This window comes from Halomicronema sp. CCY15110 (genome assembly GCF_016888165.1).
Classification (GTDB): domain Bacteria; phylum Cyanobacteriota; class Cyanobacteriia; order Phormidesmidales; family Phormidesmidaceae; genus Halomicronema.
This window is the reverse complement of the sequence record NZ_JACSWC010000423.1, coordinates 29,365-55,142: the sequence shown is the minus strand read 5'-3', so window position 1 is coordinate 55,142 and position 25,778 is coordinate 29,365. Positions and strand designations below refer to the sequence as shown.

Sequence of the window (25,778 nt, the reverse complement as noted above, 5' to 3'; positions counted from 1 at the left end):
GGGCTCAGGAAATTTGAGGCCATCTTTCAGGGATGGTCACTAGCCCAGGAGGGATTTATGTGTACTTAGTAGCCAAGTTGAACAGAGGAGCTTTGACAGTGGGGCTATCCTCACCCCTTGTGGCCGCTCTCTTGTGCGTCGGGCTACCGAGACTACAGAAGTCCTGAAAACCTTACTGTTCCGACTTTCCCTCACCCGTTTTGAGCAAGGAGGCAGGGTGGTTCCATTGCCGCCAGAAGATATCCTCAAACCTTGAAATGAGGTGGGGCTTATGGCCGTACGCCCCTACAGAGAATGAAAAACAGGTCTTGTAGAATTTCTTGCGATGGTGTGAAACTACCCGGCCTATTTTGGGAAGCGGGGGGAGAGTCGCACCGTCACTGCGTCGCCAAATAACCGCGACTGGCAAAGGGGAGATCCACCACGGTGGCGGGCTGATCGCCCACCGTCACCGGGAGACCCAAGCCCCCAGCTTTAGTGCGAATGTAGCCCAACGCGATCGCCCCCGCCGCCGTGGGCACACAGCTCGTCACCACGCCCACCTTCTTGTCATCGACCACAATCGGGGTATGCGGCTCTACCGCTGCGGAGAGCCGGAGCCCCCAGAGCTGTTGTTTCACCCCTTGATAAGTTTGCAGCCGCGCAATGGTCTCCTGCCCGATGTAGCACCCCTTATCGAAGGAGACGGCTTGCCAAAGCGCCGCTTCTAAGGGGTTGTAATCATCCGTGAGTTCGGTGCCGGGGAGTGGTCGCCCCTGCTCCACGCGCAAAGTTTGCCAGCCGCGATCGCCCATCGGCACCGCTCCAGCGGTCGTCAGCGCTGACCACAGAGTGCCACCCGCTTCTGCGGCGGCCATCAGGGTAAAGCCCGGTAGGGCCAGACCGCTACCGCTGGACACTTGCACCTCGACGTCCGCGATCGTGGCGACTTGATGACTGCCAGGAGGGGCAGATGCCAAATCTGGTAGGCCCAGCTGGGCTAAGAGTGATGTACTCTCAGTCCCGATTAACGTAAACGCCACGGTCGTGGCCGTTTCATCGGTTAGTTTGACTTTGTCGGCAAAGAAAATGTATCGATCCATCCACTGCATGAGGGGCGTCGCCTGCCCCGGTGAGGTCAGCAGCAACACTGAGTCGGCATCGACATAGGCGGTCACGAGGTCAAGGGTACGGCCGGTGGAGGTCACAAATACCGTGTCGCACCCTTGACCGGGCTGTAGTTGCTGCATCTGGTTGGTCGTTTGGTTGTGAAGGAAGCGCAAGCAATCATCGTCAGATACTCGAATGCGGCCCCAGTGAGAGCGATCGCACACGGCCACCCCAGACTGCGCCGCCGACAATGCCGCTTCATCGTTACCAAAGGTGGTCGGCACCGAGAGCCCCTCTTGAAACGTGGCCCCCTGTGCTGTTTGAACGTCCTGTAATGTGCCCATCGTCATAACCAAATTGTGCGCCGATCGCCGTCCCGACTATACCGCTGCGGCAACCATTTTAGCGAACCGTCATCCCCATCCGTCACCGACTGGAGATGCGCCCTCGATGACTCGTCGTGCCGGTGCCCGAGGGCTTTTAGAATGGACTCAACCTGCCGCTGATCGAACCATGCTGCCTTCTGCTGATGCTGATGCCAAAGCCGCCAAACAGCAAGTCCGCGCTGCTGTGGTGCAACACCTCAACCATGTCGCCCCCGTCACCGCCCGCGCGATGTTTGGCGGCTATGGACTCTACATCGAAGACGTGATGTTTGCCCTCATCGCCGAGGAAACGGTGTATTTCAAGGTGGATGACGGGAATCGTGACGACTTTGAAGCTTGGCACATGCCGCCCTTTACCTACGACGGCAAGGGCCAACCGATCACGATGTCCTACTCCGAAATTCCGCCGTCGATTTGGGAAGATTTAGCCGCTCTCGTGCCGTGGGTCGAGCGGGCTCATGCTGCTGGCAAACGCTCGAAGCAGGGGCAGCGGCGATCGCGCTCATAGCCGTCACTACTTTTGGTCAAGCTGTCGAGCTTCCTCCAAGGCCGCTTTTTCTCGCGCCCGCTGCACATAGGGCTGCAACTGTGCGGACGACAAGCCCGACAACAGGCTCAGATTTTCCACACTCATTCCCCGCGTTAGCATTTCCACACACCAGGTGGGTTTTGCCTGCCGTGGATGAGAGTGGGGAAAAAGGGTCAGCGCTTGAGCCCAATCAGCCCATTTTTGGGCGATATCTTCTACGGAGAGCCCAACGGGGTCATCATCCGCTTGAATGAACAGCCAGGGGCTCTCATCTTTACGACTTTTGAGCCATTTGGTCAGCGGATTGCTGGTGTAGGTGCCATAGCGTTTCCCCCCAATCCACTGGTTAATTGGCACCTGACGATCGCTTACCTGAAGCGTGTGCTGAGTCTTCGCGCTCAGGTGCTGCGATCGCGTCACCGACACCACCTCAGCCGGATCTAACCCGGCGGCTAACAGCAGATAGGCGAGGGCGTAATCTTGTGAACTCGCGGCTTTGGCCTGAGTCAAGATTTGATGTACACAGGGCGCGGGTAAATCTTGTACGGGCTCCGGGGGCGGGTCTGTCACGGCATCAGACTCAAAGGCTAAAGTCTCCCCCAACAGCAACCCGACCAACCCATCCAAAAAATTTTCGCGGCTGGTCCAGAGTCCATGATCGTCACTGGTGGCTTCGATGACGACGTACCCCACGAGCAGCGCCCCCAGATAGCCCGATAGCTGACCAGCGGCAAAGTTGCGGGCGGGCATGGTGTGCTCTAAGTATCGCGCCACATACTGGCTGGCTTCCTGTAGGCGGTGGCCGAGGGCTTGCCGATTTTCGTCGGGAAACTGCCCCGCTTCGCCAATCAGCGATCGCACAAACGCGGGGGCTTGCTCCAGGGCTGCCAAGCATTCCCCCGCGTAGGTTTTCAACGTTTGGTGGCGATCGCTCGTCGCAATCGTTTGCTCCATCAAGCCTTCGCCCAAGTCACGAAACGTCGGGGCGGCATTCAGCACAGCCTGCAACAAGCCATATTTATTGCCAAAGTTCCGAAACAAGGTCACCTCATTGACCCCCGCGCGATCGGCGATTTGGCGGGTCGTCGTTTGATGAACCCCCTGCTCTAAAAAGAGTTCCAAAGCGGCTTGAATTAGACTTTCACGAGAGGATTTTGCCATATCACCAGTCTGCAAGCCTCACTTGCATTCAACAAAGATTAAGACAACATTTAGCCCTTGTCACACCGTTCAAAACTCGCTAAGCTGACTTTTGTGCAAGTGACACTTGCTTTACCATAGCAGTCAGTCACGTTCGATGAAACATCCTGTTTGGTTGGTGCAATGAATTCAACACGTTTATCAACTCCCCCCCGTGCCCGTAATACTTTAGATTGGGGAGTTGTGCTCTTTTTTGGGGTGTGCCACGCGATCGCCCTCATCCTTGCCCCGATATATTTTTCCTGGTCAGCCCTCGGCGTCATGTTGCTGCTGCACTGGCTGTTTGGCAGCATTGGCATTTGTTTGGGTTATCATCGCTTGCTCAGTCACCGCAGCTTTCGCGTGCCCCATTGGTTGGAATATGGGTTCGCGACGGTGGGGGCGATGGCCGCCCAAGGGGGACCGATTTTTTGGGTCGGCGGTCACCGCAAGCATCACGCTTTTACTGAAGACCCGCAACAGGATCCCTATTCTGCCAAGCGTGGCTTTTGGTGGAGCCATATGATGTGGATTCTCCAACCCCAGCCGGAGTCCTTTGAGTTTGCGCAGTATGCCAAATATGCGCCAGATTTGGCGAAACAAGCCTATTACCGCTGGTTAGACCGTTATTTCCTGCTTTTGCAAGTCCCGCTTGCGATCGTCCTCTACGCCCTCGGTGGCTGGTCGTTTGTGGTTTACGGCATTTTTGTGCGCGCGGTACTGCTGTGGCACTCCACTTGGTTCGTCAATTCCGCCACCCACTGCTGGGGCTATCGCAATTTTGACGCTGACGATAATGCCCGCAACCTCTGGTGGGTGTCCCTGGTGACCTACGGGGAAGGCTGGCACAACAACCATCACACCTTTCCGCGATCGGCCCAAACCGGCTGGCATTGGTGGGAAATTGACGTTACCTGGCAGACGATTCGACTGTTGCACCGCCTGGGACTCGCCACCAAAGTCAAGATGATTCCCCGCGCGAAAAGCTGAGCTGTCCCCTCCCTGGCTCGATCGTCCGCTTTTCATCCTGCCTGTCAGAGACCATTGGCCTCTTTGGTAGTGGTTCTGCTGAGGTCATTGACGGGGTGGCAAGCCGCTTGGGATGGGGGGAGCGATTGCGACCATCAAAAAACGCCGTAGGCACCTGTGATGTCTACGGCGGTTGCTTGATCGGGCAACACGTTATTGAGAGCAGACGAATGGAGAGCGACGGCCCTGAGACATTAGGCTTCAACTGAGGTTTGTTGGATGGCCCGCCGGGTCGATAAGGCCACGACCAATAGCGATAGCCCACTCATGAGGATGCTGATGCCGATGTAGAGGCCAATGAGCCAGATCGCACTCTGGGGCCACTGACTGAGCACCAGAATCCCCAGAATCAGCGTAATTACACCGTCTAATCCCAAGAGCCAGGCGAGGCTGCGCCCGGTTTTGTTGACGAAGGCAGAAATGATGGTCACGATGCCTTCAAAGATCAGCAGGAAGCCAAAGAGCCAAGTCAGGGTCAACACCGCGCCAATCGGGTTGGAAATTACAATGACGCCGGAAATCGCGTAAAGGATACCGACAATCAAACTCAGCCAAAAGCCGCGAATGGGTTTCGAGCGGAACGAGTTGACGATGCGCACAATGCCGTTAAACAGCAGTAGCCAGCCTAAAATCAGCGTAAAGGTGACGGATGAAATGCCCGGCATGGCGATCGCCACAATGCCCGTCAGAATCATCACAATGCTGAGGGCAATGAGCCAACCGGTGGCTTTCTTGGCCTCTGGCCCTAAGAGTTCTGGTAAAGAGGTTGATTCCATGGGTTGCCCCTCCCTTGAATTGATGTACTACCACCATGTCAAGGAATGCTGGGAAATCAGTGAAAACCCGGAAATTCTTAAAGATCTCTGAAATCTTTCTTATTTGGCAATCAACTGAGACAAGTCAGTTTGTCCCGTTTCGAGCCAGCCCAATGCTTCGAGGGCGGCCACCGTATTGGCCTGGTCAGGCGGTACTGCCCGCAGGCGGGCCACACTCTGCCACAGTAAGGGTAGGGCACTCACGGCAATCACGAGCGCCACGGCAGTCCCAATCAGCATGTCGGCCCATACCCAATTGAGAAACGTCACCGCGATCGCGGCCAAAATGGCTCCCACTGACCCCACCAAATCCGCCAGGATATGCAAGAAGACGCCGCGCACATTCAAGTCCTGACGTAAATCGCCATGGAGCCAGTACAGATTTAGCCCATTGATGAGCAGACCCAGTAGCGAAGTGATCAACATGGGCAGGGTCAGGATTTCGGTCGGTTCCCCATGCCAATGCGTCCAAGCTTCGCGACCAATCCACGCCGCCATTGCCAGTAAAGCCAAGCTGTTAATTAGCGCTGCCAGGATTTCTACCCGCTGATTGCCCGTAGCGATGGGGCGCGATCGCTGGGCCATCCACGCTGCCGCCAGGGCGATCGCCATCGCCAGGCCATCCGTCAGCATATGGCCCGAGTCGGCCCGTAAGGTCAAACTGTGGCTCAGCCAACCCACCCATAACTCGACCCCGGCAAACAGGGTGACTGTCACCATTACCATGACGAGCCAACGCAGTTTCAAGTTAGGCCGCCAGCAGGCGGAGCAATGTATGGGTAGTTGATTCACCATGTGAGCGTCACTTTAAGTCTGCTTAAGAATACCCCAGACCGTTGGCATTTCAGCATCAAAGCGCCATGAAGAACCGGGCGACGTAACGTTGGCAAGGCCGTCGGTGGCGATCTCGCCCTCATTCGTTGCGGTGCTCATTCACTCAACGCTGGGCCACAGGTCTGAAATCAGTAGACGCCTGACCGCCGCTGGCAGTTCCCTCAGGGGGAACCGTCCCTCTGGGATCACGCTAAATTGGGGCAATTCGCGATGTCAGATCAGGCTCACCGCACCTCGACTTTCAGCCTAGATTTCGTTAAACAGGGCTTAAGCAGAATGTTAAACTGGCATCTGCGTTCTACTGAACTGCGGGTCTCCATGCCTCAGCGAGTTTTATTTATTAGTAACGGCCACGGGGAAGATAATCACTCGGCTCACGTTATCCGCACCTTGCGCAAGCTGGCACCGGAAATTGACATAGCGGCCATTCCCATCGTGGGCGAAGGTAATGCCTATCGTCGGCTAGGCGTGCCCATTTTGGGGCCAACGCAAGTATTGCCCTCCGGTGGGTTTACCTACGTCAACCGCTGGTTATTGCTGAAAGATATTCAAGCGGGGCTGCTGAGTCTAAGTCTGCGCCAAATCAAAGCCATTCGTCGCCACGGGCCAGCGTTTGACCTGGTGCATGCCACGGGCGACTCGGTCGGGCAAACCTGCGCGTATCTGACAGGCCGCCCCTTTATTTCCTTTATTTCTTGCCTATCCGCCCTATACGAGGGGCATTTGCAAACGGATTTTGTCATGCGGTTTGCGATTCGATCGCCCCGCTGTCGGGCCGTCATCACCCGTGATCCTTACACCGCCAAAGATTTGCAAAAACAGGGATTCGAAAAAGTTCACTACGGCGGCATTCCCTCTCTGGACTGGCTCATCCCCCAGGGCAAAGATCTCCAACTCATGCCAGCGGTGCCGATGGTGGCGCTGTTGCCGGGGTCACGGATGCCGGAGGCCGTGCGTAACTTCAAACTGATGATGCAGTTTGTGGTGGAGTCCACGCGACTGATGGGCAACACGGTGCAGTTCCGGGCGGCGCTGGTGCCTGCGCTGATGCGAGAGTTGGGGGCGATCGCGGCTGATCTGGGCTGGCAATACGACGCGGGCCAGTTGACCTATGAGCTCGACGACGGGGCGATCGCCGCCATTCGCTGCTATGACGACGCCTTTAACGACATCGTCTGCCATACCACGTTGGTGATTGGCATGGCCGGACTCGCCGTGGATCAAGCCGTGGCTCTGGGCAAACCCGTGATCCAAATTCCGGGGGAGGGGCCGCAGTTCAATTATGCCTTTGCGGAAGCTCAAGACCGGCTGTTGGGCATGTCGGCCCAAACTATCGGCACTGGGCCAGCGACGCCGGAAACGCTGGTGGAAGCTGCCCACTGCCTACAAAAAACTTTGAATAACGCCGATTACCTGGCCGCCTGCGTGGATAATGGTCGCGATCGCCTCGGCACCCCCGGTGCCTCTAAACGCATTGCTCAACTCATTTTGGATAATCTCAACGCCGATCCGATTGAAGTGACGCCGCCGACCCCCACCGCTGAAAGAGGAACCATTACCCCGTGACCGCCCCGTCTTCCCGCCAGCGCTCTAGCTATTGGCACCTGCTGCCCTTTATTCGGCCTCATCGGGCGCGGTTTGCGCTGGGGTTTGTGTGCATTTTGGGCTACGTCTTATCGACGCTCGGGTTGCCTTACCTGGCCGGTCAGGTCGCCCTTTATATTGGTCAGGGCAATGTGCCGCAAATGGCTTATTGGCTCGGTCTGGGGGCCATCCTTTTTCTGGTGCGCAGCGTTTTCCAATATTGGGAAAACATCATCATGATCCGCGCTTCGCTCGATGTCGCGTTGGATCTGCGCCAAGCGGTCTACGCCCACCTGCACCGCCTGGGTCTGGACTATTACGAACGTAACAAAACGGGCGATTTGAGCTATCGCCTCACGGAAGACATCGATCGCATTGGCGAAGTCATCCACAAAATGTCGCAGCAGTTCGTCTCTTGCGTGCTGCAACTCATCGCCATCCCCATCTACATGCTGTATTTGAACTGGCAGCTCACCCTGGCGGGTCTGATCATCGCGCCATTGATGGCATGGCTGATTGGTGAATTTGGCAATCGTCTGTTGAAGCTATCGCGCAAGAGCCAGACCCAAATTTCGAGTCTGTCGGCTTTGCTTACGGAAGTCTTTGGCAGTATGCGACTGGTGCAAGCCTTTGCCGCCCAAAACTTTGAGCAGCAGCGCTTCAACCAAGAGGCGGTCCATAATCGCAATCTGCGCTATCGGGCCGAACGGCTGAAAGCCTTGCAATATCCCGTGGTCGGTTTTTTAGAAGCGATCGGGATTATGTTCCTGTTTTTCCTCGGCGGCTGGCAGATTGCCCAAGGCAACCTGACGCCGCAAGCCCTGGTGAGCTTTTTGGCCGCGATCGCCCTTCTCCTCCATCCCATCGATCTGGTGACCCAACACTACAACGAGTTCAAGCAGACAGAAGCCTCGGTGGAGCGAGTCTTTGAACTGATGGACGTGGTGCCGTCCTTGGTCGAAGACCCGCATGCGCAACCGCTACCGGCGGTCACGGGCAAGGTGCAATATAACGATGTGTCCTTTGCCTATGACCCCAGCAAACCAGTCTTGCAGCATTTAGATTTACGCGTGCATCCGGGCGAAGTGATTGCCCTGGTGGGTTCTTCGGGCGCGGGGAAGACGACGCTGATCAACCTGCTGATGCGCTTTTTTGACCCGGTGGATGGGCAAGTCCTCATTGACGGCACCGACCTGCGCACCGTCACGGTGGATAGCCTGCGGCGACAAATTGGCATCGTGCCCCAAGACATCACCTTGTTTTCTGGCAATATTGCCCACAACATTGCCTATGGCGAAATTGAGCCCGACTTCGATCGCATTGAGGCCTCGGCAAAGCTCGCGAATGCCCACAATTTCATTACCCAATTCTCGCAGGGCTATCACACCTGGGTCGGTGAGCGGGGGGTGAATCTGTCTGGGGGACAGCGGCAGCGCATTGCGATCGCCCGCGCCCTCTACTTTGACCCGCGCATCCTCATCCTGGACGAAGCCACCTCCGCCCTCGACTCCGAATCCGAAGCTTTAGTGCAAGAAGCCCTCGATCGGGCCATGCATAACCGCACCGTCTTCGTCATTGCCCACCGCCTCAGCACTGTGCGCGAAGCCGATCGCATCATCTTTCTCGAAAAAGGCACCATCGTGGAATCCGGCTCCCACGACGAACTACTCAGCTACGGTCAACGCTACGCCCAGTTCTACGCCCAACAGTTTAAGTCTTGATGAGACCAGGGGACGGTTCCCTGGCCGATGTCTTCCCCGAAGCGGTTGAGCCGACAGGGAACCGTCCCCTAGTTGAGATCTGGGCGATTAATCTTCGTAGAGCCAGCCCTTGGTCGCCGGAGTCCAGCTAGCGAGTTCAGGCTCAGTGAACCAGAGCGCGATCTCCCGCTGGGCAGTTTCTACCGCGTCGGAACCGTGAATCAGGTTGCGGCCAATGGTGATGCCAAAGTCGCCGCGAATGGTGCCCGGAGCCGAAGAAATGGGGTTCGTCGCGCCGATCAGGGTGCGCCCAGAAGCCACCACATTTTCGCCTTCCCACACCATCGCCACCACGGGGCTAGAAGTAATGAATTCTACCAAGCCACCGAAGAAGGGCTTGTCTTTGTGGACATCGTAGTGCTTCTCGGCTAGTTCCCGAGACACCGCCATCAGCTTCATGCCGACCAGCGTAAAGCCCTTGCGCTCAAAGCGAGCAATCACTTCACCGATGAGGCTACGCTGCACTCCATCGGGCTTGATCATAATAAACGTGCGTTCCACAGATCCCAAACTCCTAACATGCGGATAATCCTTTCCATGCTGAGCAAGAAAGGGACGTTTGTAAAGGTGCGGGGGTGACAAACTCGGGGGATTGGGGAGCCGGGAGAGCGGCGAGCCGAGGGAGTAGAGGAGCGGGGGCGCGATTCGGCGTAGCATGGACGGTGTTGTTGGCGTGCGGGTCACGAGCATAAAGGGGGCGCGATGACTTTTGATACGGTTCTCGATCAACTGCGGGGGGGGCTGATTGTGTCGTGTCAGGCTCCGGCCGACTCGCCCTTGCATGATCCGGTGGTGATTGGGGCGATGGCGGCGGCAGCGGTGAATCAGGGGGCGATCGCGGTGCGCATCGACAGTCCCGCTCACATTGCGGCGGTACGCGATCGCGTGTCGGTGCCCATCATCGGGTTGTGGAAGCAGGTCATCCCCGATTCGGAGGTGTACATTACGCCGCAGTTGCACCATGCTCAGGCCGTGGCTGAGGCCGGAGCTGATGTGATTGCGATCGACGCGACGAAACGGCCTCGTCCCGGTGGCGAAACGTTGGCCGACTTGGTGCAGCACATCCACGATCAACTCCAGAAGCCCGTCATGGCGGATATTGATACATTGGCCTCGGCCCAGGCAGCGGTGGCGGCGGGTGTCGATATTTTGGGCACGACTCTCTACGGCTATACCGCCGATACCCAGCAGTGCGAGCCACCGGGTTTTGAATTGTTGAGCAACCTCATCGACCAGTGCTCTGTGCCCTGCATTTGCGAGGGGGGCATCGCGTCACCCACCGCTGCTCAACAAGCGTTGAAGCTCGGCGCATCGGCAGTGGTGGTGGGCACGGCCATTACGGGCATCGACATTCTGGCGCAGCGCTACCAGGCCGCGATCGCCCACCTTTAACGGGGCGCGCGGGGTGGGTGGTTCGATACCTCTGTCTCCTGATCGGTATAAGTAACGTTGATTTGTGCTTTGCGCTCATACAAGCGGTTCAGCCATTGCGGGTCGAGCTGGAGGTGATACATCACCTTTAGCGTTTGGTTCATGATGGCTTGGCGATAGACGCCGCGATCGCGATACCGCCGCGCTGAGGTGATCACCGTACCCGGCAAGATTTTGGGTGGGCCATAGGCCCGGAGGCGCTGACTCAGCACCGTGTCTTCAAAAATGTCGAGATCGGGCACCCCGCCGATGTCGTCGAGTCGCGATCGCCGTACTGCCACACAATGATCCAAATACAAAATCTGCCCCCAGCGCGGACGCACCGTTGAGGAATACCAAGAGGTGTAGTTCAGCAACCAGTGACTTAAATCAAACTGATGGCGAAAGCCGCTCCACATTACCGCTGGGTCTTGAAAGGTGGTGTCGATTTGCCTGAGAGCCGTTTCGGGCGGCAGCAGGGTCGCCGGATGGTGCAACAAGATGACCTCGCCCCGACTGGCTTGGATGCCCACATTCAGCCGTTGGGCGCGATTCTTGGCGGCGGCCTCGATTACTCGAATTTGGGGAGCCGCTTGCAACACCGCCAGCGTGTCATCGGTACTGGGACTCACGACGGCAATGAGTTCCTTGTCGCCCTGCTGGGCTTGCAAGTTAGCAATAATTTTGGGCAGGTAGCCGTGTCGCAATTCATTGATGCAGGGCAAGACAACAGAAATCACAAGCTCAACCTTGAACGAATCCTACGCACTCTAGAAGTAAAGCTTAAGCAATCTCGTCCTCTAGAGAAAATCGTTTACGCTGCAATCGAAAGCGCCCACGTCGATTTTTCTGAATTTTATGACCCCTGCACAGATTGAAATTTATCCCGATCGCCCTGCCTTGGTTGCCCGATCGCTGGAGTTAGTGCAGGAATGCATTAAAACTGCCGTTGCGGAGCGGGGTAAATGTGCGATCGCGTTGGCGGGGGGCAGCACCCCCAAGCCCCTCTACGAAGGGCTGGCGAAGTTAGATCTGCCCTGGGCCAACCTCCATATCTTTTGGGGTGATGAGCGGTACGTGCCCGTCGATCATCCCGACAGCAACGCGGGCATGGCTAAAGCGGTCTGGCTTGATTTAGTGCCCATTCCCCCGACGCAGATTCACATTATGCCGACGCATTTTGAGCAGCCGGAGGATGCGGCCAGCGCCTATGAAACGCTGCTGAAAGACGTGTTGGGCTATCAGCCTACCTTCGATATTGTGTTGCTGGGCATGGGCGACGACGGGCATACGCTATCGCTGTTTCCCCACACTGAGGCGGTGACGGTGAGCGATCGCCTCGTCACTGTCGGTAATAAAGATGGCGAGCCCCGCATTACCCTCACTGCACCCGTTGTGAACCAGAGCCGCTGTGTTCTGTTCCTCGTTTCTGGCAGCAACAAGCAACCCGCCTTAAAGGCCGTCTTTTCTGCCGATGCTGATGATCTAGCGTTTCCCTCGCGCACCATTCGCCCCGAGGGCGAACTGTGGTGGCTGCTGGATGCGGCCGCCGGAGCCGCCGTCAAAACCCTGCCGAACGTTCGCGAGATTTAGCGCGATCGCTCCAACGCCGACACTGCTGACGAAACTATTTGGCAAGATTGCAAACGACTTGCAAGCTCCTTAGTTCTCCAAAATTTGGAAAATTAAGCACCGGCTCCCCCAGGATTGGGCCTGGGGGGTCGCAGAAATCCAGATTGCACGCTCATTGTTGCTAAATGCTAATTTCGCCATTGCCATCAAAGCAGGGCGAGACAACGATTACAGCGATCATCTCAGACGCGAGATTTTCATTTCTTAAATTAATCCTCTAAACTCCGACCGGAATACCGGGGTTTATGGCAAGATAGCAATCGTGGCTAAAGTGAGCCACACCACATTGACCTTTCAGATTCAGAGAGAGTTACCTATGACGCTGCAATTAGGCGATACCGTACCTAATTTCACCCAACAATCTTCCGAGGGTGAAATCACGTTTTATGACTGGGCTGGCGATAGCTGGGTGGTCTTTTTTTCCCACCCCGCCGACTACACCCCCGTTTGCACCACTGAATTGGGTGAAGTCGCCAAGCTCAAAGGTGAGTTTGCTCAGCGCAATGCGAAAGTGATTGCCCTGAGCGTGGACGACGTTGATTCTCACAAGGGTTGGATTGGTGACATCGACGAAACCCAAGGCACCGCCGTTAACTATCCCATCATTGCGGATGCCGATAACAAGGTATCTAACCTGTACGGCATGATTCACCCCAATGCCGATGCTAAAGTCACGGTGCGCACCGTGTTCGTCATTGACCCGAACCGCAAGCTGCGGTTGACCATCACCTATCCCCCCAGCACGGGCCGCAACTTCCTAGAAATCTTGCGCGTGATCGATTCCTTGCAGTTGACTGACAACTACAGCGTGGCAACTCCGGTGAACTGGAAAGACGGTGAAGATGTCGTTGTTTCGCCCAAGATTTCCACCGCTGACGCGAAGCAGAAGTTCCCCAAGGGCGTCACCGAAATCAAGCCCTACCTGCGCATGACTCCGCAGCCTAACAAGTAGGTTGATGCGGCATTGATGCCGACACCAGAACTATCAAATGGGCTGCCGTAAACACGGCAGCCCATTTTTGATTATTGAGAGTGGCGTTCTAGAGGAGGGAAAACCCCTCTGATTGTTCTGGTTGTAGCGACAGAATCTCGTAGACTCGCGATGAGCCATAGTCTGAACTGATCACTCCAGGCACCCGGTCCCTGGGTTTTCGCAGCCGAATATCGGGTTGTCCGACAGGGACCGGGTGCCTCCGCTTAATGGATACGGGTTTGTGAAGGCTCCCGGTCGCAATCAGGGGACGGGTCCCTTGGTCTGATCCCGAATGTATCGGTTAATCCGACAGGGACCCGTCCCCTTAAGGTGCCAGGTCAACGTGAATTTGTGCCTGCCAATTAGGTGATTTCGGCGGTTTCGGCTTCAGCCTCGGCGGCCTCGCGGGCAGCGGCTTCGGCGGCTTCGGCTTCGGCGATTTCGACTAAGAACTGTAGGGCCTTGGCGGTATAAAGGGCGCAGTCTTTGGGCGATCGCCCATAAAACGCCGACCACGCCGCTTCTTTTTGGGCATCGTATTGTCCGGCGCGATCGGGCCGATCTTCTACCCAGGCAATCCGTACGGCGTGGCCGATCAGCACATCCAGAGCGATGTAATCATCAAACTGCAGATCGGGATTGCCTTCAAAAATCGCCGCCAGTTCTCGCAACGACTCGATGGTGAGGTGGCGATATTCCGGCGCATGGATTTTGGTCAGGAGGTGATCGAGGCGGCGGGCAAAGTTGGCTTCCCCTGGGGTCATTTCTGAAATCACGGACTCGCTATCGATGCGGTTGCGGCGATCGAGCTTGTTGCCAATAATTACGCCCCGGCAGTGATGCAGTAGTTCCCACACTTTGAGGTAAAACTCCTCGGGCAGGCGCGTCAGTTCGCCATCGATTTGCCGCTTACGCCACCAGTCTTCGACTGGCATCGCGCTGCTAGTTTCAAACTGCTCAGGCACCACGCTCCAGGTGACAGGTGACGAGGTTTTGATGTGCAGTGATTCTTGCTGGAATAGGGTACTGTTGATGCCGCTGTAGCCAGCCAACACCTGACGCAGCCGCATTTTGATTTCGTAAGGGCTGAGGGCGGTGAGGCGATCGTAGGCTTCGTCGCGGGGAATGTAGTGTTCGCGGGCCATTTCGCTGGTCAGCAAGAGAATCAGGTAGCCCACCCGCAGCGTCAGCAACCCTTCAAACAGCTCGCGTTCCGATTTGATGAGGACGCTGAGGTAGACGATGATTTCTTGGGTGAGGGCGCGATCGCGCTCATCTTCCCGACAAAACGCGATGATTTTCTCCATGATGTCTGAGTGCGGCATGGGGTCGCGAATCAAGGAATCATCAGAGTAAGCTTTGCCCACTGTCACATACTTTTGGCGCACCAGCAGTTCCGTTACGGCATCCGACAGGTTCACGTCCATTTTCTTCAGGAGGCCCGCCGTGCGGCGGACAATTACCCAAATTTCCTGGCGACCCGCTTTCACATAAACCTCTTCCAGCAGGTCAGCTACGGTCATCGAGCCATCCTCACCAATGCCCGTGTCAAAGTCGAGACCCTCTAGGGATTGGAGGCGAGCCAGCAGTTCCACCTGTTCATACAGGTTGGTCGATCGCTGCAAATTTTTCACCAGGTGCCCGGCGTCGATTTCCCGCTCAATGCGGAACAGGTGCCACACATCCAGCGGGGCTGTGTCTTCGGGCACCATGGCCAGGTAGGCCGAACGGTGCACGCGATCGCGCAGGGTGGGGGGACTGAAGGCATAAACCCCCACATCATCCACCCGCTCCGAGCCCGCCGTGAGCAAGAGCTGATTGAGCGGCCCCAACACCACCGGCACGCCCCCACAGCGTCCCGTTTTCAGCTCTTGCATGAGCTGGAGCAAGGGCGACTCGTGAATGGGCCGATGCCCCAGTTCCAGCATGTCGTGGGTCAGCAAGAGGGTGATCGTGGGCCGCCCGATCGCCTTCCAGTGGTAATGAATGTAGGACAGTTCACTGCGAATCTGGGCCACTAAAAAGTGATAGTCCAGCGTGATGTAGAACTTTTGCGGATCGAGAAACGATGGCAAAAAGACCGCCGTTTCACCACGAATGCGAAACACTTGAGCCGTCGTCAGCCCCCGCAGTCGGCGAATGGGCCGACCGGAGAGGCCCAGCTTTGCGTTCATGCCAATCTGGGCATAAATGGCCGATAGCTCCCCCGAGGGATAAATTTTGACGGGCTCGACCTGTTCCGGCACTTGTGTCTCAATGCCGTAGTCCGCCAGGGTTTCTTGCAGCGCTTCGTTTTCCGCAATGAGGGCGATTTGGACGATGGATTGACGCTTGCGCCCCACTTGGGAATGTCGCCCCAAGGGATCAATATCGCCGGGGGTGATCAATTGATTTTCGAGGAGCTGGCCCAGTAAATATAGACTCTGCGCCCAGATCAGGGGCACATTTTCGTTCGGCAACCGGGTCTGACTGCCGGGCTTTGCCCGTTCCGCCGCGATCGCCTCCTCCGGTACGTAATATAGCTCGGGCAACAGGTGCAGCCCGTCTGTGGGGACGGCGATCGCCTCTAACCGTTGCCGATAAAAGCGCACCGTTTCCCGATCATTGCGGAATAGGCCATCCAAATAGAGATAGGTGAAAAATAGCGGCCACTCGCACTCGATGTGCTCGAACTGCTGCAGCTCTGCCGATTCATAGTGCAATCGGGTGGTGTCTTCAATCACCGTCTGGTGACCATCCCGCAGAAACCGCTTGCAGCCGTAGTGGCCCTGCAACTTGTCGATAATCTTGGTGCGGGTGCGATCGACCAAGTCCGCGTCTTCAATCGCAAACGCCGGATAGCCAATGATGCTCAGCACCGCCGCATCTACTTCCTTCGAGCCCGATTCGCGCGGCAACAGCGATTCCAACGTGAGCCGCGCCCGCGACATTTCATCCGGTAGCACATGCACCACCGACGCCTGCCCCCCTTGCACACCAAACAGGTTCAGGCCATCCATCGCCTCTAGCGCCGCCTTCGCCATGCCCACCGAGCTGGCGTTGAGTTCCGGCTTGCCGTGGTTCAGCTTATTGCCCCGCTCCCAAATGCCATAGTCGGGGGTGCGATAGGCCCGCGCCACGTAGTACACCAAGTTTTGAATGAAGTTCACCTCATCCAACGTGAAGATGATTTGCAAGCCCGAGGCTGTCATCTGCGCCAGCATGAGCAAAAACACTGAGGTGGCGTCAATTTGCAGATGGCCCCATTCGTCATCGCCTACCACTGTGCTGCCCGTTGCCGTGTCATATTTGGCGTGTAGCGATTCCAAAGGCTCTTGAGCATCTTTGAATTTCTCGACTTTGGCGGCCTGCTGCATCATGGCAAACAGCAATCCCCGCATGAGTTTCGTCACGCTTTGCTGGAGCTCGTAGGTGCGGCCCTGGTTCTCGTCAATCTTGCGATAGGCCAGTGCCAAGCCCCACACCGCCAAGATGCTATACACGTTGTCGCGTACCCAGGCGTCGGTGTAGTCGCCGTGGGTGGTGATGGCGGTGCTCGCGGGCAGCAAGCCACTGACGGGATGCTGTCGCGCCAAAATTAACTGTTTGACCTGGGCGTAGTAATCGTTCAGTTGGTCAGTGAGGGTGGCGATGGATGACGTGGCTGAGCCCATAAACGGCAATATCCTGCTCAAAGTTTAGAAAAGCGTGCATACAGCCTAGTGGATACGAAGGCTAATCAGCTAGCGGGGCTATCTTGCAATATTCGGTCACCGCGATTGGTAACGCTGAACACGCTCTGTAGATTGAGCTCTGCAGCAGTGAGTTTACTCGTAGCGTTGCCCACCGATCAGGCAGAGGGTTAGCAAACGGCTGGCTAAAGCTATGTTGCATTGAGCTCCAAACCCGCTAATCGCCGACGATAATGAAATTCTGTCGTCAATCCACCCAAGCTCTTGTCTGCCGAAAATACCAACGCGATCGAGCATCAGAACATCCCCACCGCTCATCAGGGACTCCACGACTTCTTATACAGCGCTGGCGACGAACACGCCGCCGCGACCGCCGCGACCCCTGACCTAGAGACTGAGAGCGATCGCCCCATGCCGGTGCTAGCCTGGTGCGACCTCGCCCAAAATGCCAAAGTGGCTGGCGTTTATGCCGTCCTTGATCGCGATCGCCAAACCCAATTTATCGGCTATTCACGCAATGTTTCCCTCTTGCTGCGGAGCCATCTTGCCCAAAAAGGAGACGCCGTGTGTGCCTGGGTAACCGTGCAGACCTTCAAATTTCCTAAACGCGACGCTATGGCGGCCCTGCAAGCAGACTGGATTGCCGCCCTGCCTAGCCCGCCGCCCGGCAATGTGGACGGTACCTGGGCGAGCACCGTTAGCGAAGCGGCCTCTCAAACGATGTCGGCGGCGGAGCGCGAAGCCTACGAAGCGAAAAAGCAAAAGCTGCGTCGCGCCATGGCAGAAGAGGTGCCCGCTGCGCCCTCGAAGGCTCACAACCCCAGCGAAAATCCGCCAGCGGATTTAGCCGCCGCCATGACTGACGATAACTGGAGTGCCTTGGTTCGAGAGCAAACGCAGGAAACGCAAGCCTAAAAGGCGACGGCGATTCGGAGCCCGCCTATCAATCTCTTTCACATACGCCAACGGGCTTTGCTTTGCTTTGCTCCCGGTACATCGTCATGTCGCAGCGATCGCCTCTCTCCTCGCGTCACCGTGACGCTAGTTGGCGGCAAGGGCGATCGCGCTCCTCTTGCTCTAAACTTTCATCGCGATCGCTCCGCCAAAACGTAGAAACGGTTGATTTGCAAGCGCTGGGAGTCCCGCTTTTGGCGGCGTAAAGTTTAAGAGGATCGCTCTATCGAGTTCCAGCGTAAGGGTAGGGTTAGAAGCGTTCGCCCCATCCCCATCCCCATCCCCATCCCCATCGCTCTCAACCTCCATTGCGTTGACGCTGTTGTGTTTCGCAGGGATGGTATTCGGAGCATTGGGGGGCGAATCGGGTGATTGAGTTGGCGGAGGAGTGTGAGTGAAGGAGATGTTTGTTGGGTTTCCTGGCGTCAACCCAACCTACGGCGATGAGCGATCGCACTAGCAAAAGAGTTGCAGATGTATTTCATCACTAATCAATCTGATTTCTTAAATCAATCCCATACAAAATTTGAACCCTTACTCTATTAATATTGCAATCTTTCGCCAAGAATTTAAGCGCAGATTCAAAGTTTTCAAGAATAAGCCTGTATTTTACATTGACATCATTATCCTGACCTTTGGTGCCACGAAAGTAGAACAAAAACTCTTGTAGTTTTGCCGCAATACTTGAATCTTTATCTAAAGACTGCGCATTTATCCGGTTTATCCAATCATAAATATCGGATGGACTCAGAGAACAGAGAAAATCTATTTGTTCCATGCGATGGCTTTGTTTCTCTGTAATGTGAGTCAAAACGCTGTCGAGGTCAATGTCTTCACGCATTGCAACTCGAACATTCTCTACCTTCTCTGCAAGAAGCTTGTTCTTAATATTGCTTCGAGTGAAATAAGCTTCAGAAGCTATGCTTCTAATGACATCTGAGTTGATCTGACAATATTCTTCAATATACGATTCTGTGACCTCTTCTAAAACATCTAGCAATTCCATTATTTTAGAAAAGTCGCTAAACCCCATGATCTCTAGTCCTATAGCCAAAAGATTATGAGATGCTTGCACTATTTCTTTCTGATTATCACGTAGGGAGTATTGATACATGTTGAACACATTCTCAATACGCTGCCTATATTGGTATTTCTTTTCTTTTTCGTTTTCTTCCGATATGTTTTTGATAAATTCGCCCTCATCCAGCAAATATCCATATTGGATAAGATTAATTATATTGTCATCATACTTGGCTTCGCTTATCGGCAGATTGGAAACGACTTCATTCAACCAACGCTTTTCGTATTCCGTGAATCTAGAGTCATCTTTGTCTTTATGCATATTGGCTATCATGTAACCATACAGGTTTAGACTTTGTTTCACGAATAGCAGCGATAGATCTTGGTCAGACTCAAGGAAAGCCCAGGAATAAAGCGCTAGATGGGCTGCTATCTCTACCTTCACAGCATCTTCACAATTATTCGTGTATTCCTGAATGTGCTCTATCGCCCACTTGAATCGCTTAAAGATTCTGATATTTACAGAGCCTAGATACTTGAAAATTTCTAGTATTTTCTCAAAATAAAGCTCTTTTCCAGAAAAAACCTTCAGGATATTCTCTAGTGTACTCGGTGAATATACAACTTCAATATCAGCAACTTTTTCTCTATACTTTTTGAAGTCACTAGCATTCTCATTTTCTAATTTTTCTTCATTCAGAATGACAACGAATTTGCACCTTCTCTGAATACTTAATTCATTAATTAGCCCCATCACTTGACTAACTTCTAAATCATCTTGCTTCCGTTCAAAATCGTCGATACAAATAAGGTATTCAAAGATAAGACTTTCTCTATATTGCCTGTAAAATTCTGATATAAATCCTAGTTGAAGAGTTCCCCATCTCGCACCACTTAATATTCTTGGGATGATTGCAAATTTGGATTCTAGTTGTCTTGCTTTATTTCCGTATAGGAGCTCAAATACTTGGTTCTGTCCGTTTGCAAATTCTTCTATTTTCTTTATGGATGATCCACCATCATCTATGACTTTTGCAGAACTCTGAATCTTTTCCCTTAGCTGACTTATATTAGATACTCCAAACAAAGAGGCGTAAGAATAAGCCAAGCTTTCAACTTTCTTTTGATCTAGCTTTTCTCTGATATAGCTTTCCCAAAAATAGGTTTTTCCTATCCCCCATTCACCCCTTATAAACAAGACATTTGTTGCTTCATTCCTTAAAAACGAATTTAACGTTTTCTCTATTTTTTCTGTTTCATTCATGGTTTTGTTTTGCTGTGATTTCTATTATTGTTGTTGCTTTTGTTTTTTAAAAATAACATCGAAAGCATTAATGCCTGATTGAAGTCGTATTTTCAGAGCCGATGGAAAATATCGGCTAGTGAGATCGCAAATCGTCGTAGGCTGGTTTGAGTTCAAGGAAACCAAGCATTGCTACAGCCAATCATGAATATTGGTGAGGAATTGGCAACCCAAGGTAGAGAAGGCGCTTTCGGGTAAGTTCAGTTGAATTTGAATCAATCATAGTTAACACCGACAACAGGAGCCATAGTCAATCACAATGGTAATCGGGCTGCGCGGATAGATCCTGCCGCGATTCTCCCCTCGTCAACAAATCAACAAATACTGTTGTACCGTACGACTTGCTAACAGAGAGACTTCGCCTTAGCCAGAACCAGCAGAGTTTGCGCATTCGACATGCCAGCGTTCTAGCTTCAGTCTCATATACTGAGAGAACGCACCGGCTTGGTCATCAGGAAGCAGAGATTAACGATGGAACCCACTGTCTCACTAGACGCCAACGCTTTGAAGTCACTGATCAAAGAAAGCGTTCGTGAAGTGATGCGCGAAGAATGGTTCAAATTCTTCGAACTGCTCATTCCGTATGTCGATGACGAAGAGCAAACGGAAATCGAAACCTCCTTTTCTCCAGAGCGCCATCCCGATTCAGACTTCGTTGACATTACTGACTGGTTTGATGATGCAGATCAAGCTCAGTAAATCAGCCGAGAAGTTTCTCAAAAAAGTCGATGACAATAGCCGCCAAGCCATCATCGCTAAAATCGGCATTCTCAAGACCTGCTTAGAAACCCAGCAAGTTTATCCCCCCGAAGAACTTGATATCAAAAAGCTGAAAGGCACCCTCACTGGGTTTTCTCGTATCCGGGTGGGCAAGATTCGCGTCATTTTCCAAATCCGCAAAGGAACAGGCGAGATTTTTATCTACGACATCAACTACCGGGGAAAAATTTACGACGCATAACCTGAGAATGCGGGACACTCAATGGAACCGTTTCGCTGAGAAACCGCCAATGTTACTAATATTTTGTCAACGAGCACGAAGGGATTCGAACCCCCGACCCTCAGAACCGGAATCTGATGCTCTATCCAACTGAGCTACGTGCCCTAGGTCAGCATTGATTGTAACACCCTGCTTTTGCTGCGGGCGATCGCTGCGTCGAAAAGTTTAATAATTGCCTGCTAAATTGCCAGCTTTTCACCGCGAATCGACCGATCCAGCAGCTCGATGGGGTGCATGAGTGGGAGATGGTGTCCTTGATCTTCCAGATGCTTCAGAATTTGCAGCGAGCACCCCGGATTGGGCGAGGCGATCAGTTGCGCCCCGGTATTAACCAGACTTTGCGCCTTCATCTGCCCCAGTTCTGCCGCCACAGCCGGTTGCAGCATGTTGTAAACCCCCGCACTGCCGCAGCATAGCGCTGCATCCACCGGTTCCCGGATTTGCACGTGGGGAATTTGCTTGAGCACTTGCCGGGGCTGCACACTGATTTTTTGACCATGCAGCAGGTGGCAGGCATCTTGATACACCAGCGGCAGGGGGCCATCGGTGATGGGGTGGAGTTCTGCCGTCAGGCCCACTTCCGCCAAAAACTCATGGACATCGCGGACGCTGGCGGAAAAGGCGATCGCGCGATCTCGATACTCGTCATCGTCCTGCAAGATGTGACCGTACTCTTTGAGGGTGTGGCCGCAGCCCGCCGCGTTGATCACCACATAGTCAACGTCAGTGCCCTCGAAAGCGTCGATCATCTGTCGCGCCAGGGCTTGGGCCTGCTCCTCTTCGCCCTGGTGGGCGGGCAGCGCCGAACAGCAGCCCTGACTCCGGGGAATGACGATTTCGCAACCGTTCGCCGAGAGCACCCGCGCGGTGGCCTCATTCACATCGGAGAAAAAGACCCGCTGCACACAGCCCAAAATCATGCCCACCCGATAGCGCTGCTCACCCTGGGCCGGAATCACCTCCGGCAAATTGTCTTGAAACGACTTGGCGGTGACCGTCGGCAACAGCGACTCCATCGCAGCGAGATGGGGCGATAGCCGCTGCAATAGCCCTGACCCCTGCACCAGTTTCGACAGGCCGAGTTTTTGGTAAAGGCCGAGCGGCGTCAGCAGCAGGCGAATGCGATCGGGATAGGGAAAGAGCTGGAAAATCAGGGCGCGAAAGAGGTTAGCGGGGAGCGATCGCGGATGATTCCGCTTGACCTGGGGCCGCACTGCGGCAATCAACTGGTCGTATTGCACGCCCGACGGACAGGACGTTGTACAGGCCAGACAGCCCAAGCAAGAGTCGAAATGTTCCACTGCCGTTTCTGAAAATGGCACCTCTCCCTGATTAATTGCATCCATCAGATAAATGCGACCCCGAGGCGAGTCCATTTCTTTGCCGATGACGCGATAACTGGGGCAGGTCGTCAGACAAAAGCCACAGTGTACACAGGCATCAATCAGCCCCTGCTCGGGCGGATGCTGCGGGTCAAAGCCTTGATCTGATGAAAGTGGACTGGGCTGCTGAGCCGAGTGAGCGGGGGAAGAATTGGGAGAATCAGCCGTTTGCATAGGGGCGATCGCATGCTGTGTGTCAGTAGTTTCCAGCGTACCGTGTTGCTTTCGCGATCGCGGGGGATCATCTTTCAATCGTGATCATTTGCCCAGCCCCGTTCCCTTTTTCAGCCAACGGATCAGCGCTTGCTGTCTCGCGATCACCAGACAGCAAGCGCCGCTCACACCTTAGCCTGCTAACAATTTTGCCTTAGCGAGCTGAAACTCTTCATCCGTGAGAACTCCTGCGGCTTTCAGGTCGGCCAGCTTTTGGAGTTGACCCAGCAGGTCATCACTGGTCGCCGCCGGTGCTGCCGCCGCTGGCATGGGCGTTGCCGCCATCGCCTGCTGCGCCTGCATAGCCGCCATGTCGGCCCGCATTTGCTCTAGTTCCACTTGCGATTGCATTGCGGCATTATTGGCGACCTGCTGTTGCTGAGCCTGCTGAGAGCGGCCGTCCATCGCACCGCCCACCGCTCGGGAGGTGGCAGTCGCCGTCCCGGAAATCACAGCAGTGCGGGCCATTGTCCGGACTAAGCCAGGTCCTTGACGTTGCACATTGACCGTGGGACCACGTCTTCCTCTACGGGGCATAACAAAACTCCTAATGAATTGATGGAGGTCTTAACTAAATCTAAACGGCCAACCTAAGCGATCGGTTCTGGTTGCTCGACGCTCAGGGCTTCGATCACGCTGTGCGGAATGCGCTCACTCAACAGCACTTGTCCATTAGCGTTGACGATCGCATCCCGGAAGCGGGTAGCCCAAACATTTTCAAACAGTAGCAGGGCCGCCGAGGAATTCGTTTCTAAAGATTGCGCCAGGGTGATGGCGTCGCTTTCTGACAGGAAACCGTTGACCTCTGGCACCAGCGGGTCAACGGCGTCGTACACCTCATCTTCGTCCACTTCATCCACTTCGATGATGGTCAAACTGCCATCCGCGTCTTTTTTGATAAACAGTAGATCGAGAATGCGGACGGTATTATTGTCCACCAGTTCTTGCAAAGCTGGCACAATTTCACCAGTGAATTGGTTGCCGGGAAATTTCACCAGCAACATTTCGACGGGGCCAAGGGACATTAGAGCGACCTCCTCAGGGCATGAGAACGAGGCCATTATATGAATACTTTGAAGTCAGTGGATGTTGCCGCAATGCTTCTGCATAGAAAGGGAATGCGGCGCTGGACGCGCTCGGTCACTGAAGTGCGGTAAACGAATGTCGCCGCTTAACCCATGCGACCGGGACTGAACTGGTGAGTCGGGTCAAAATTCTGACGTAACCGCTGCATGAGGAGTTTGGTCGCGGGGGCCAGTCCCCATGCATCCAGGCTGGTGCGCCACTCGGTCGGTGCCGTCAGCAGGTTGAGATACCCCTGGGCGGCTTGACAGTGCGATCGCACCGTTTGCAGTGCCTGGACAGAATTTGCGGCGGCGTTCAGGCGTAGCGTCCCGATGCCGCTGCTGGCATGAATGCGAGCTTTCCAGGAATCTGCCGCCAAGGTCTGTTCCAAAAAGTTCAGCAGGGGCACGGCTTGGGCTGGCAGGATGCCGAGTTTGGCGATCGCCACCGCATCGTTCGACGGGGCAAACAGGGTATCGCCCAGCCCCTGCCAAAATTGGGCATCGGCGGTGTCGGTGAATATTTGAGTTTGGAGTTGGTGCGCTTGAGCGATCGCCTGCAAGCGCTCGACCTGTTCCGCCACTCCCGCCGCAATGCTCTGAAACTGGAGCGCCAGCCCCAACGTCTCCGCCGGAGACGACGGCAATAAGTGGGTCGAAACCACATCCATCGCCACAGGCGTAAGTGATGAAGTCAAAATCGCCGCAGTTGCGGACTGTATGGCCTGGGCCTGACCCGTCAACAACACCGTTTGCGACGTTTCTGATTGTGGATACGTCCGCAGGGTCAGTTGCGTCAAAATGCCCAGCGTGCCAAAGGACCCCGTCATCAGCTTCATCAGGTCGTAACCCGCCACATTTTTCACCACGCGGCCCCCGGCCTTGGCGATTTTGCCGTCATGCCGCACAAACGAGATGCCAATCAGCAGGTCCCGGATGCCGCCATAGCGCTGCCGCAGTGCCCCCGTATCCCGCGTCGCCACCATGCCCCCCAGGGTAGCGGCGTCAGGATACGCCGGATCGATCGCGAGAAATTGTCGAGTTGCCAGCAGTTGCGCCTGTAAGTTCGCGAAACTGACCCCGGCTTGGGCGGTGACCGTCAAATCACCTGCGGCATGTTCAATCACTTGATTTAAGTGCTGAGTGCTGATCACCAGATCGGCCCCAGTCACTCGGTTGCCCCAGGCCAACTTGCTGCCGTGCCCACAGGGCAGGATGCGCCACCGATTTTGGTGTGCACAAGCCACGACTGCGGCCATCTCGGCGGGCGTTGTGGGAAAAGCGATACATTCAGGCTGAGTCTCCGAGGCGATCGCACTCCTGACCGCCCTTAACCACGGCTCCGCCACCGACTCCCACGGGGTGACCTGAGCCGCCCCCAAAATAGATTCCACCGTTTGGGCGATCGACCCCATAGCACAATTCCGAACCTCACCGTCTCTCAGTGTAAGCTGTGCAGCCGTCCTCACTGCGTCGTCACCGGGGCAGCCGGCCCAATCCCTGTCAGCGCCAGTAGAAGACTGACCCTGCCATGCCTCGAGACTGACGCGCAACTAAGAGCCCCATGGACTGAGTTTCGACTCCGCTTCATTCTCGATACCGTTAGGTTGAGCGGAGTCGAAACCGGATTGATCGGGTACTTTAGTGAGTTGCAGATTCCTTAAAAGCCAGTCGTGGCCAAATCAGCCGGATGTTCAACAATGTCTGAAAATGCCAAAATGCAGGCTCCTCATTCATCCGAAGAGCCTGCACTTAATCCCAAAAACTATGAAGTCCCCGCAGGTGACCCAGTCAGGCTTTAAGCCTCGCGATTATTCAAGAAAGTCTGGAGCTGACCCAGGGCAGCTTTGCCAATGTTAAAGATTGCCCAGCTTGCAGCCAAACCCACGGGTGCCAACACGACCACAATTCTCCAATCCATCGCCAAACCTCCTAAAAAATAAGTGACTTA

Annotated in this window: 25 protein-coding genes and 1 tRNA gene; 11 read left to right on the top strand and 15 right to left on the bottom strand. The window is 54.9% G+C overall.

What is annotated here, in order from left to right; genetic code table 11:
• Positions 1–377: 377 nt before the first annotated feature.
• Positions 378–1,433, bottom strand: a complete 1,056-nt coding sequence (locus JUK32_RS23200) for a folate-binding protein YgfZ (protein ID WP_204141245.1) — start codon at positions 1,431–1,433, stop codon at positions 378–380.
• On the opposite strand from JUK32_RS23200, the gene JUK32_RS23195 reads away from it, so the two are divergent.
• Positions 1,426–1,983, top strand: coding sequence for a TfoX/Sxy family protein (locus JUK32_RS23195; RefSeq protein ID WP_309224613.1), 558 nt, complete (start codon positions 1,426–1,428; stop codon positions 1,981–1,983). The two genes, JUK32_RS23200 and JUK32_RS23195, sit on opposite strands and share 8 nt — an antisense overlap.
• A 6-nt stretch (positions 1,984–1,989) precedes the next feature.
• Here JUK32_RS23195 and JUK32_RS23190 read toward each other — a convergent pair whose 3' ends face one another.
• Entirely contained in the window at positions 1,990–3,165 is a 1,176-nt protein-coding gene (locus JUK32_RS23190) for a TetR/AcrR family transcriptional regulator (RefSeq protein ID WP_204141244.1), read from the bottom strand.
• Positions 3,166–3,327: 162 nt separating this feature from the next.
• On the opposite strand from JUK32_RS23190, the gene JUK32_RS23185 reads away from it, so the two are divergent.
• Positions 3,328–4,173: a fatty acid desaturase gene (locus JUK32_RS23185; RefSeq protein WP_204141243.1), complete on the top strand. Its 846-nt coding sequence runs from the start codon at positions 3,328–3,330 to the stop codon at positions 4,171–4,173.
• A gap of 233 nt (positions 4,174–4,406) precedes the next feature.
• Here the strand turns inward: JUK32_RS23185 and JUK32_RS23180 are convergent, their stop codons facing one another.
• From JUK32_RS23180 to JUK32_RS28135, 3 genes are all read right to left on the bottom strand, one after another.
• Complete coding sequence (locus JUK32_RS23180; RefSeq protein ID WP_204141242.1) at positions 4,407–4,988, bottom strand: HdeD family acid-resistance protein; 582 nt, start codon at positions 4,986–4,988, stop codon at positions 4,407–4,409.
• 99 nt (positions 4,989–5,087) lie between these two features.
• Positions 5,088–5,822, bottom strand: a complete 735-nt coding sequence (locus tag JUK32_RS23175) for a cation diffusion facilitator family transporter (protein ID WP_375541600.1) — start codon at positions 5,820–5,822, stop codon at positions 5,088–5,090.
• A 12-nt stretch (positions 5,823–5,834) separates the two neighbouring features.
• On the bottom strand, positions 5,835–5,960 hold the full coding sequence (locus JUK32_RS28135) for a hypothetical protein (protein ID WP_255538355.1): 126 nt from the start codon (positions 5,958–5,960) through the stop codon (positions 5,835–5,837).
• Between the two features lie 219 nt (positions 5,961–6,179).
• Between JUK32_RS28135 and JUK32_RS23170 the strand changes: the two genes are divergently transcribed.
• Together JUK32_RS23170 and JUK32_RS23165 are read left to right on the top strand one after the other, a co-directional pair.
• Positions 6,180–7,427: a lipid-A-disaccharide synthase-related protein gene (locus JUK32_RS23170; protein WP_204141240.1), complete on the top strand. Its 1,248-nt coding sequence runs from the start codon at positions 6,180–6,182 to the stop codon at positions 7,425–7,427.
• Positions 7,424–9,166 (top strand): ABC transporter ATP-binding protein, encoded by a 1,743-nt coding sequence (locus JUK32_RS23165; protein ID WP_204141239.1) that lies wholly within the window; start codon positions 7,424–7,426, stop codon positions 9,164–9,166. Before JUK32_RS23170 ends, JUK32_RS23165 begins: the two co-directional genes overlap by 4 nt.
• A gap of 87 nt (positions 9,167–9,253) precedes the next feature.
• Here the strand turns inward: JUK32_RS23165 and ndk are convergent, their stop codons facing one another.
• Positions 9,254–9,706, bottom strand: a complete 453-nt coding sequence (gene ndk, locus JUK32_RS23160) for a nucleoside-diphosphate kinase (RefSeq protein ID WP_204141238.1) — start codon at positions 9,704–9,706, stop codon at positions 9,254–9,256.
• A gap of 201 nt (positions 9,707–9,907) precedes the next feature.
• On the opposite strand from ndk, the gene JUK32_RS23155 reads away from it, so the two are divergent.
• On the top strand, positions 9,908–10,597 hold the full coding sequence (locus JUK32_RS23155; protein ID WP_204141237.1) for an N-acetylmannosamine-6-phosphate 2-epimerase: 690 nt from the start codon (positions 9,908–9,910) through the stop codon (positions 10,595–10,597).
• Here the strand turns inward: JUK32_RS23155 and JUK32_RS23150 are convergent.
• Entirely contained in the window at positions 10,594–11,355 is a 762-nt protein-coding gene (locus JUK32_RS23150; RefSeq protein WP_204141236.1) for a glycosyltransferase, read from the bottom strand. The two genes, JUK32_RS23155 and JUK32_RS23150, sit on opposite strands and share 4 nt — an antisense overlap.
• Positions 11,356–11,473: 118 nt before the next feature.
• Here JUK32_RS23150 and pgl point away from each other — a divergent pair, with 118 nt between their 5' ends.
• Positions 11,474–12,208, top strand: a complete 735-nt coding sequence (gene pgl, locus JUK32_RS23145) for a 6-phosphogluconolactonase (RefSeq protein ID WP_204141235.1) — start codon at positions 11,474–11,476, stop codon at positions 12,206–12,208.
• 355 nt (positions 12,209–12,563) lie between these two features.
• Positions 12,564–13,199, top strand: a complete 636-nt coding sequence (locus JUK32_RS23140) for a peroxiredoxin (RefSeq protein ID WP_204141234.1) — start codon at positions 12,564–12,566, stop codon at positions 13,197–13,199.
• 383 nt (positions 13,200–13,582) lie between these two features.
• Here JUK32_RS23140 and JUK32_RS23135 read toward each other — a convergent pair whose 3' ends face one another.
• On the bottom strand, positions 13,583–16,873 hold the full coding sequence (locus JUK32_RS23135; protein ID WP_204141233.1) for a glycoside hydrolase family 15 protein: 3,291 nt from the start codon (positions 16,871–16,873) through the stop codon (positions 13,583–13,585).
• A 282-nt stretch (positions 16,874–17,155) separates the two neighbouring features.
• On the opposite strand from JUK32_RS23135, the gene JUK32_RS23130 reads away from it, so the two are divergent.
• Together JUK32_RS23130 and JUK32_RS23125 are read left to right on the top strand one after the other, a co-directional pair.
• On the top strand, positions 17,156–17,806 hold the full coding sequence (locus tag JUK32_RS23130; RefSeq protein WP_204141232.1) for a GIY-YIG nuclease family protein: 651 nt from the start codon (positions 17,156–17,158) through the stop codon (positions 17,804–17,806).
• Positions 17,807–17,892: 86 nt separating this feature from the next.
• Positions 17,893–18,051, top strand: coding sequence for a hypothetical protein (locus JUK32_RS23125; protein WP_204141231.1), 159 nt, complete (start codon positions 17,893–17,895; stop codon positions 18,049–18,051).
• A 281-nt stretch (positions 18,052–18,332) separates the two neighbouring features.
• Here the strand turns inward: JUK32_RS23125 and JUK32_RS23120 are convergent, their stop codons facing one another.
• Positions 18,333–20,129 (bottom strand): P-loop NTPase fold protein, encoded by a 1,797-nt coding sequence (locus JUK32_RS23120; RefSeq protein ID WP_204141230.1) that lies wholly within the window; start codon positions 20,127–20,129, stop codon positions 18,333–18,335.
• A 510-nt stretch (positions 20,130–20,639) separates the two neighbouring features.
• Between JUK32_RS23120 and JUK32_RS23115 the strand changes: the two genes are divergently transcribed.
• Positions 20,640–20,867 carry a hypothetical protein gene (locus JUK32_RS23115; RefSeq protein WP_204141229.1) on the top strand — a complete coding sequence of 76 codons (228 nt, stop codon included), beginning with the start codon at positions 20,640–20,642 and terminating at the stop codon, positions 20,865–20,867.
• The gene (locus JUK32_RS23110; protein ID WP_204141248.1) at positions 20,848–21,129 is read left to right on the top strand and encodes a type II toxin-antitoxin system RelE/ParE family toxin; all 282 of its coding nucleotides are present in this window, start codon (positions 20,848–20,850) and stop codon (positions 21,127–21,129) included. The genes JUK32_RS23115 and JUK32_RS23110 overlap by 20 nt, the downstream gene beginning before the upstream one ends.
• Before the next feature lie 70 nt (positions 21,130–21,199).
• Here JUK32_RS23110 and JUK32_RS23105 read toward each other — a convergent pair.
• The 6 genes from JUK32_RS23105 to JUK32_RS23080 form a co-directional block, all read right to left on the bottom strand.
• Positions 21,200–21,273 (bottom strand) — tRNA-Arg (locus JUK32_RS23105).
• Between the two features lie 74 nt (positions 21,274–21,347).
• On the bottom strand, positions 21,348–22,724 hold the full coding sequence (locus JUK32_RS23100) for a (Fe-S)-binding protein (protein WP_204141247.1): 1,377 nt from the start codon (positions 22,722–22,724) through the stop codon (positions 21,348–21,350).
• Positions 22,725–22,895: 171 nt separating this feature from the next.
• Complete coding sequence (locus JUK32_RS23095; RefSeq protein ID WP_204141228.1) at positions 22,896–23,300, bottom strand: SHOCT domain-containing protein; 405 nt, start codon at positions 23,298–23,300, stop codon at positions 22,896–22,898.
• A gap of 53 nt (positions 23,301–23,353) precedes the next feature.
• On the bottom strand, positions 23,354–23,788 hold the full coding sequence (locus JUK32_RS23090) for a DUF6325 family protein (protein WP_204141227.1): 435 nt from the start codon (positions 23,786–23,788) through the stop codon (positions 23,354–23,356).
• Between the two features lie 146 nt (positions 23,789–23,934).
• A complete protein-coding gene (locus tag JUK32_RS23085) occupies positions 23,935–25,242 on the bottom strand; it encodes an FAD-binding oxidoreductase (RefSeq protein ID WP_204141226.1) in 1,308 nt (435 codons plus the stop codon).
• Between the two features lie 383 nt (positions 25,243–25,625).
• A complete protein-coding gene (locus JUK32_RS23080) occupies positions 25,626–25,748 on the bottom strand; it encodes a photosystem II protein Y (RefSeq protein WP_204141225.1) in 123 nt (40 codons plus the stop codon).
• Between the last annotated feature and the right edge of the window lie 30 nt (positions 25,749–25,778).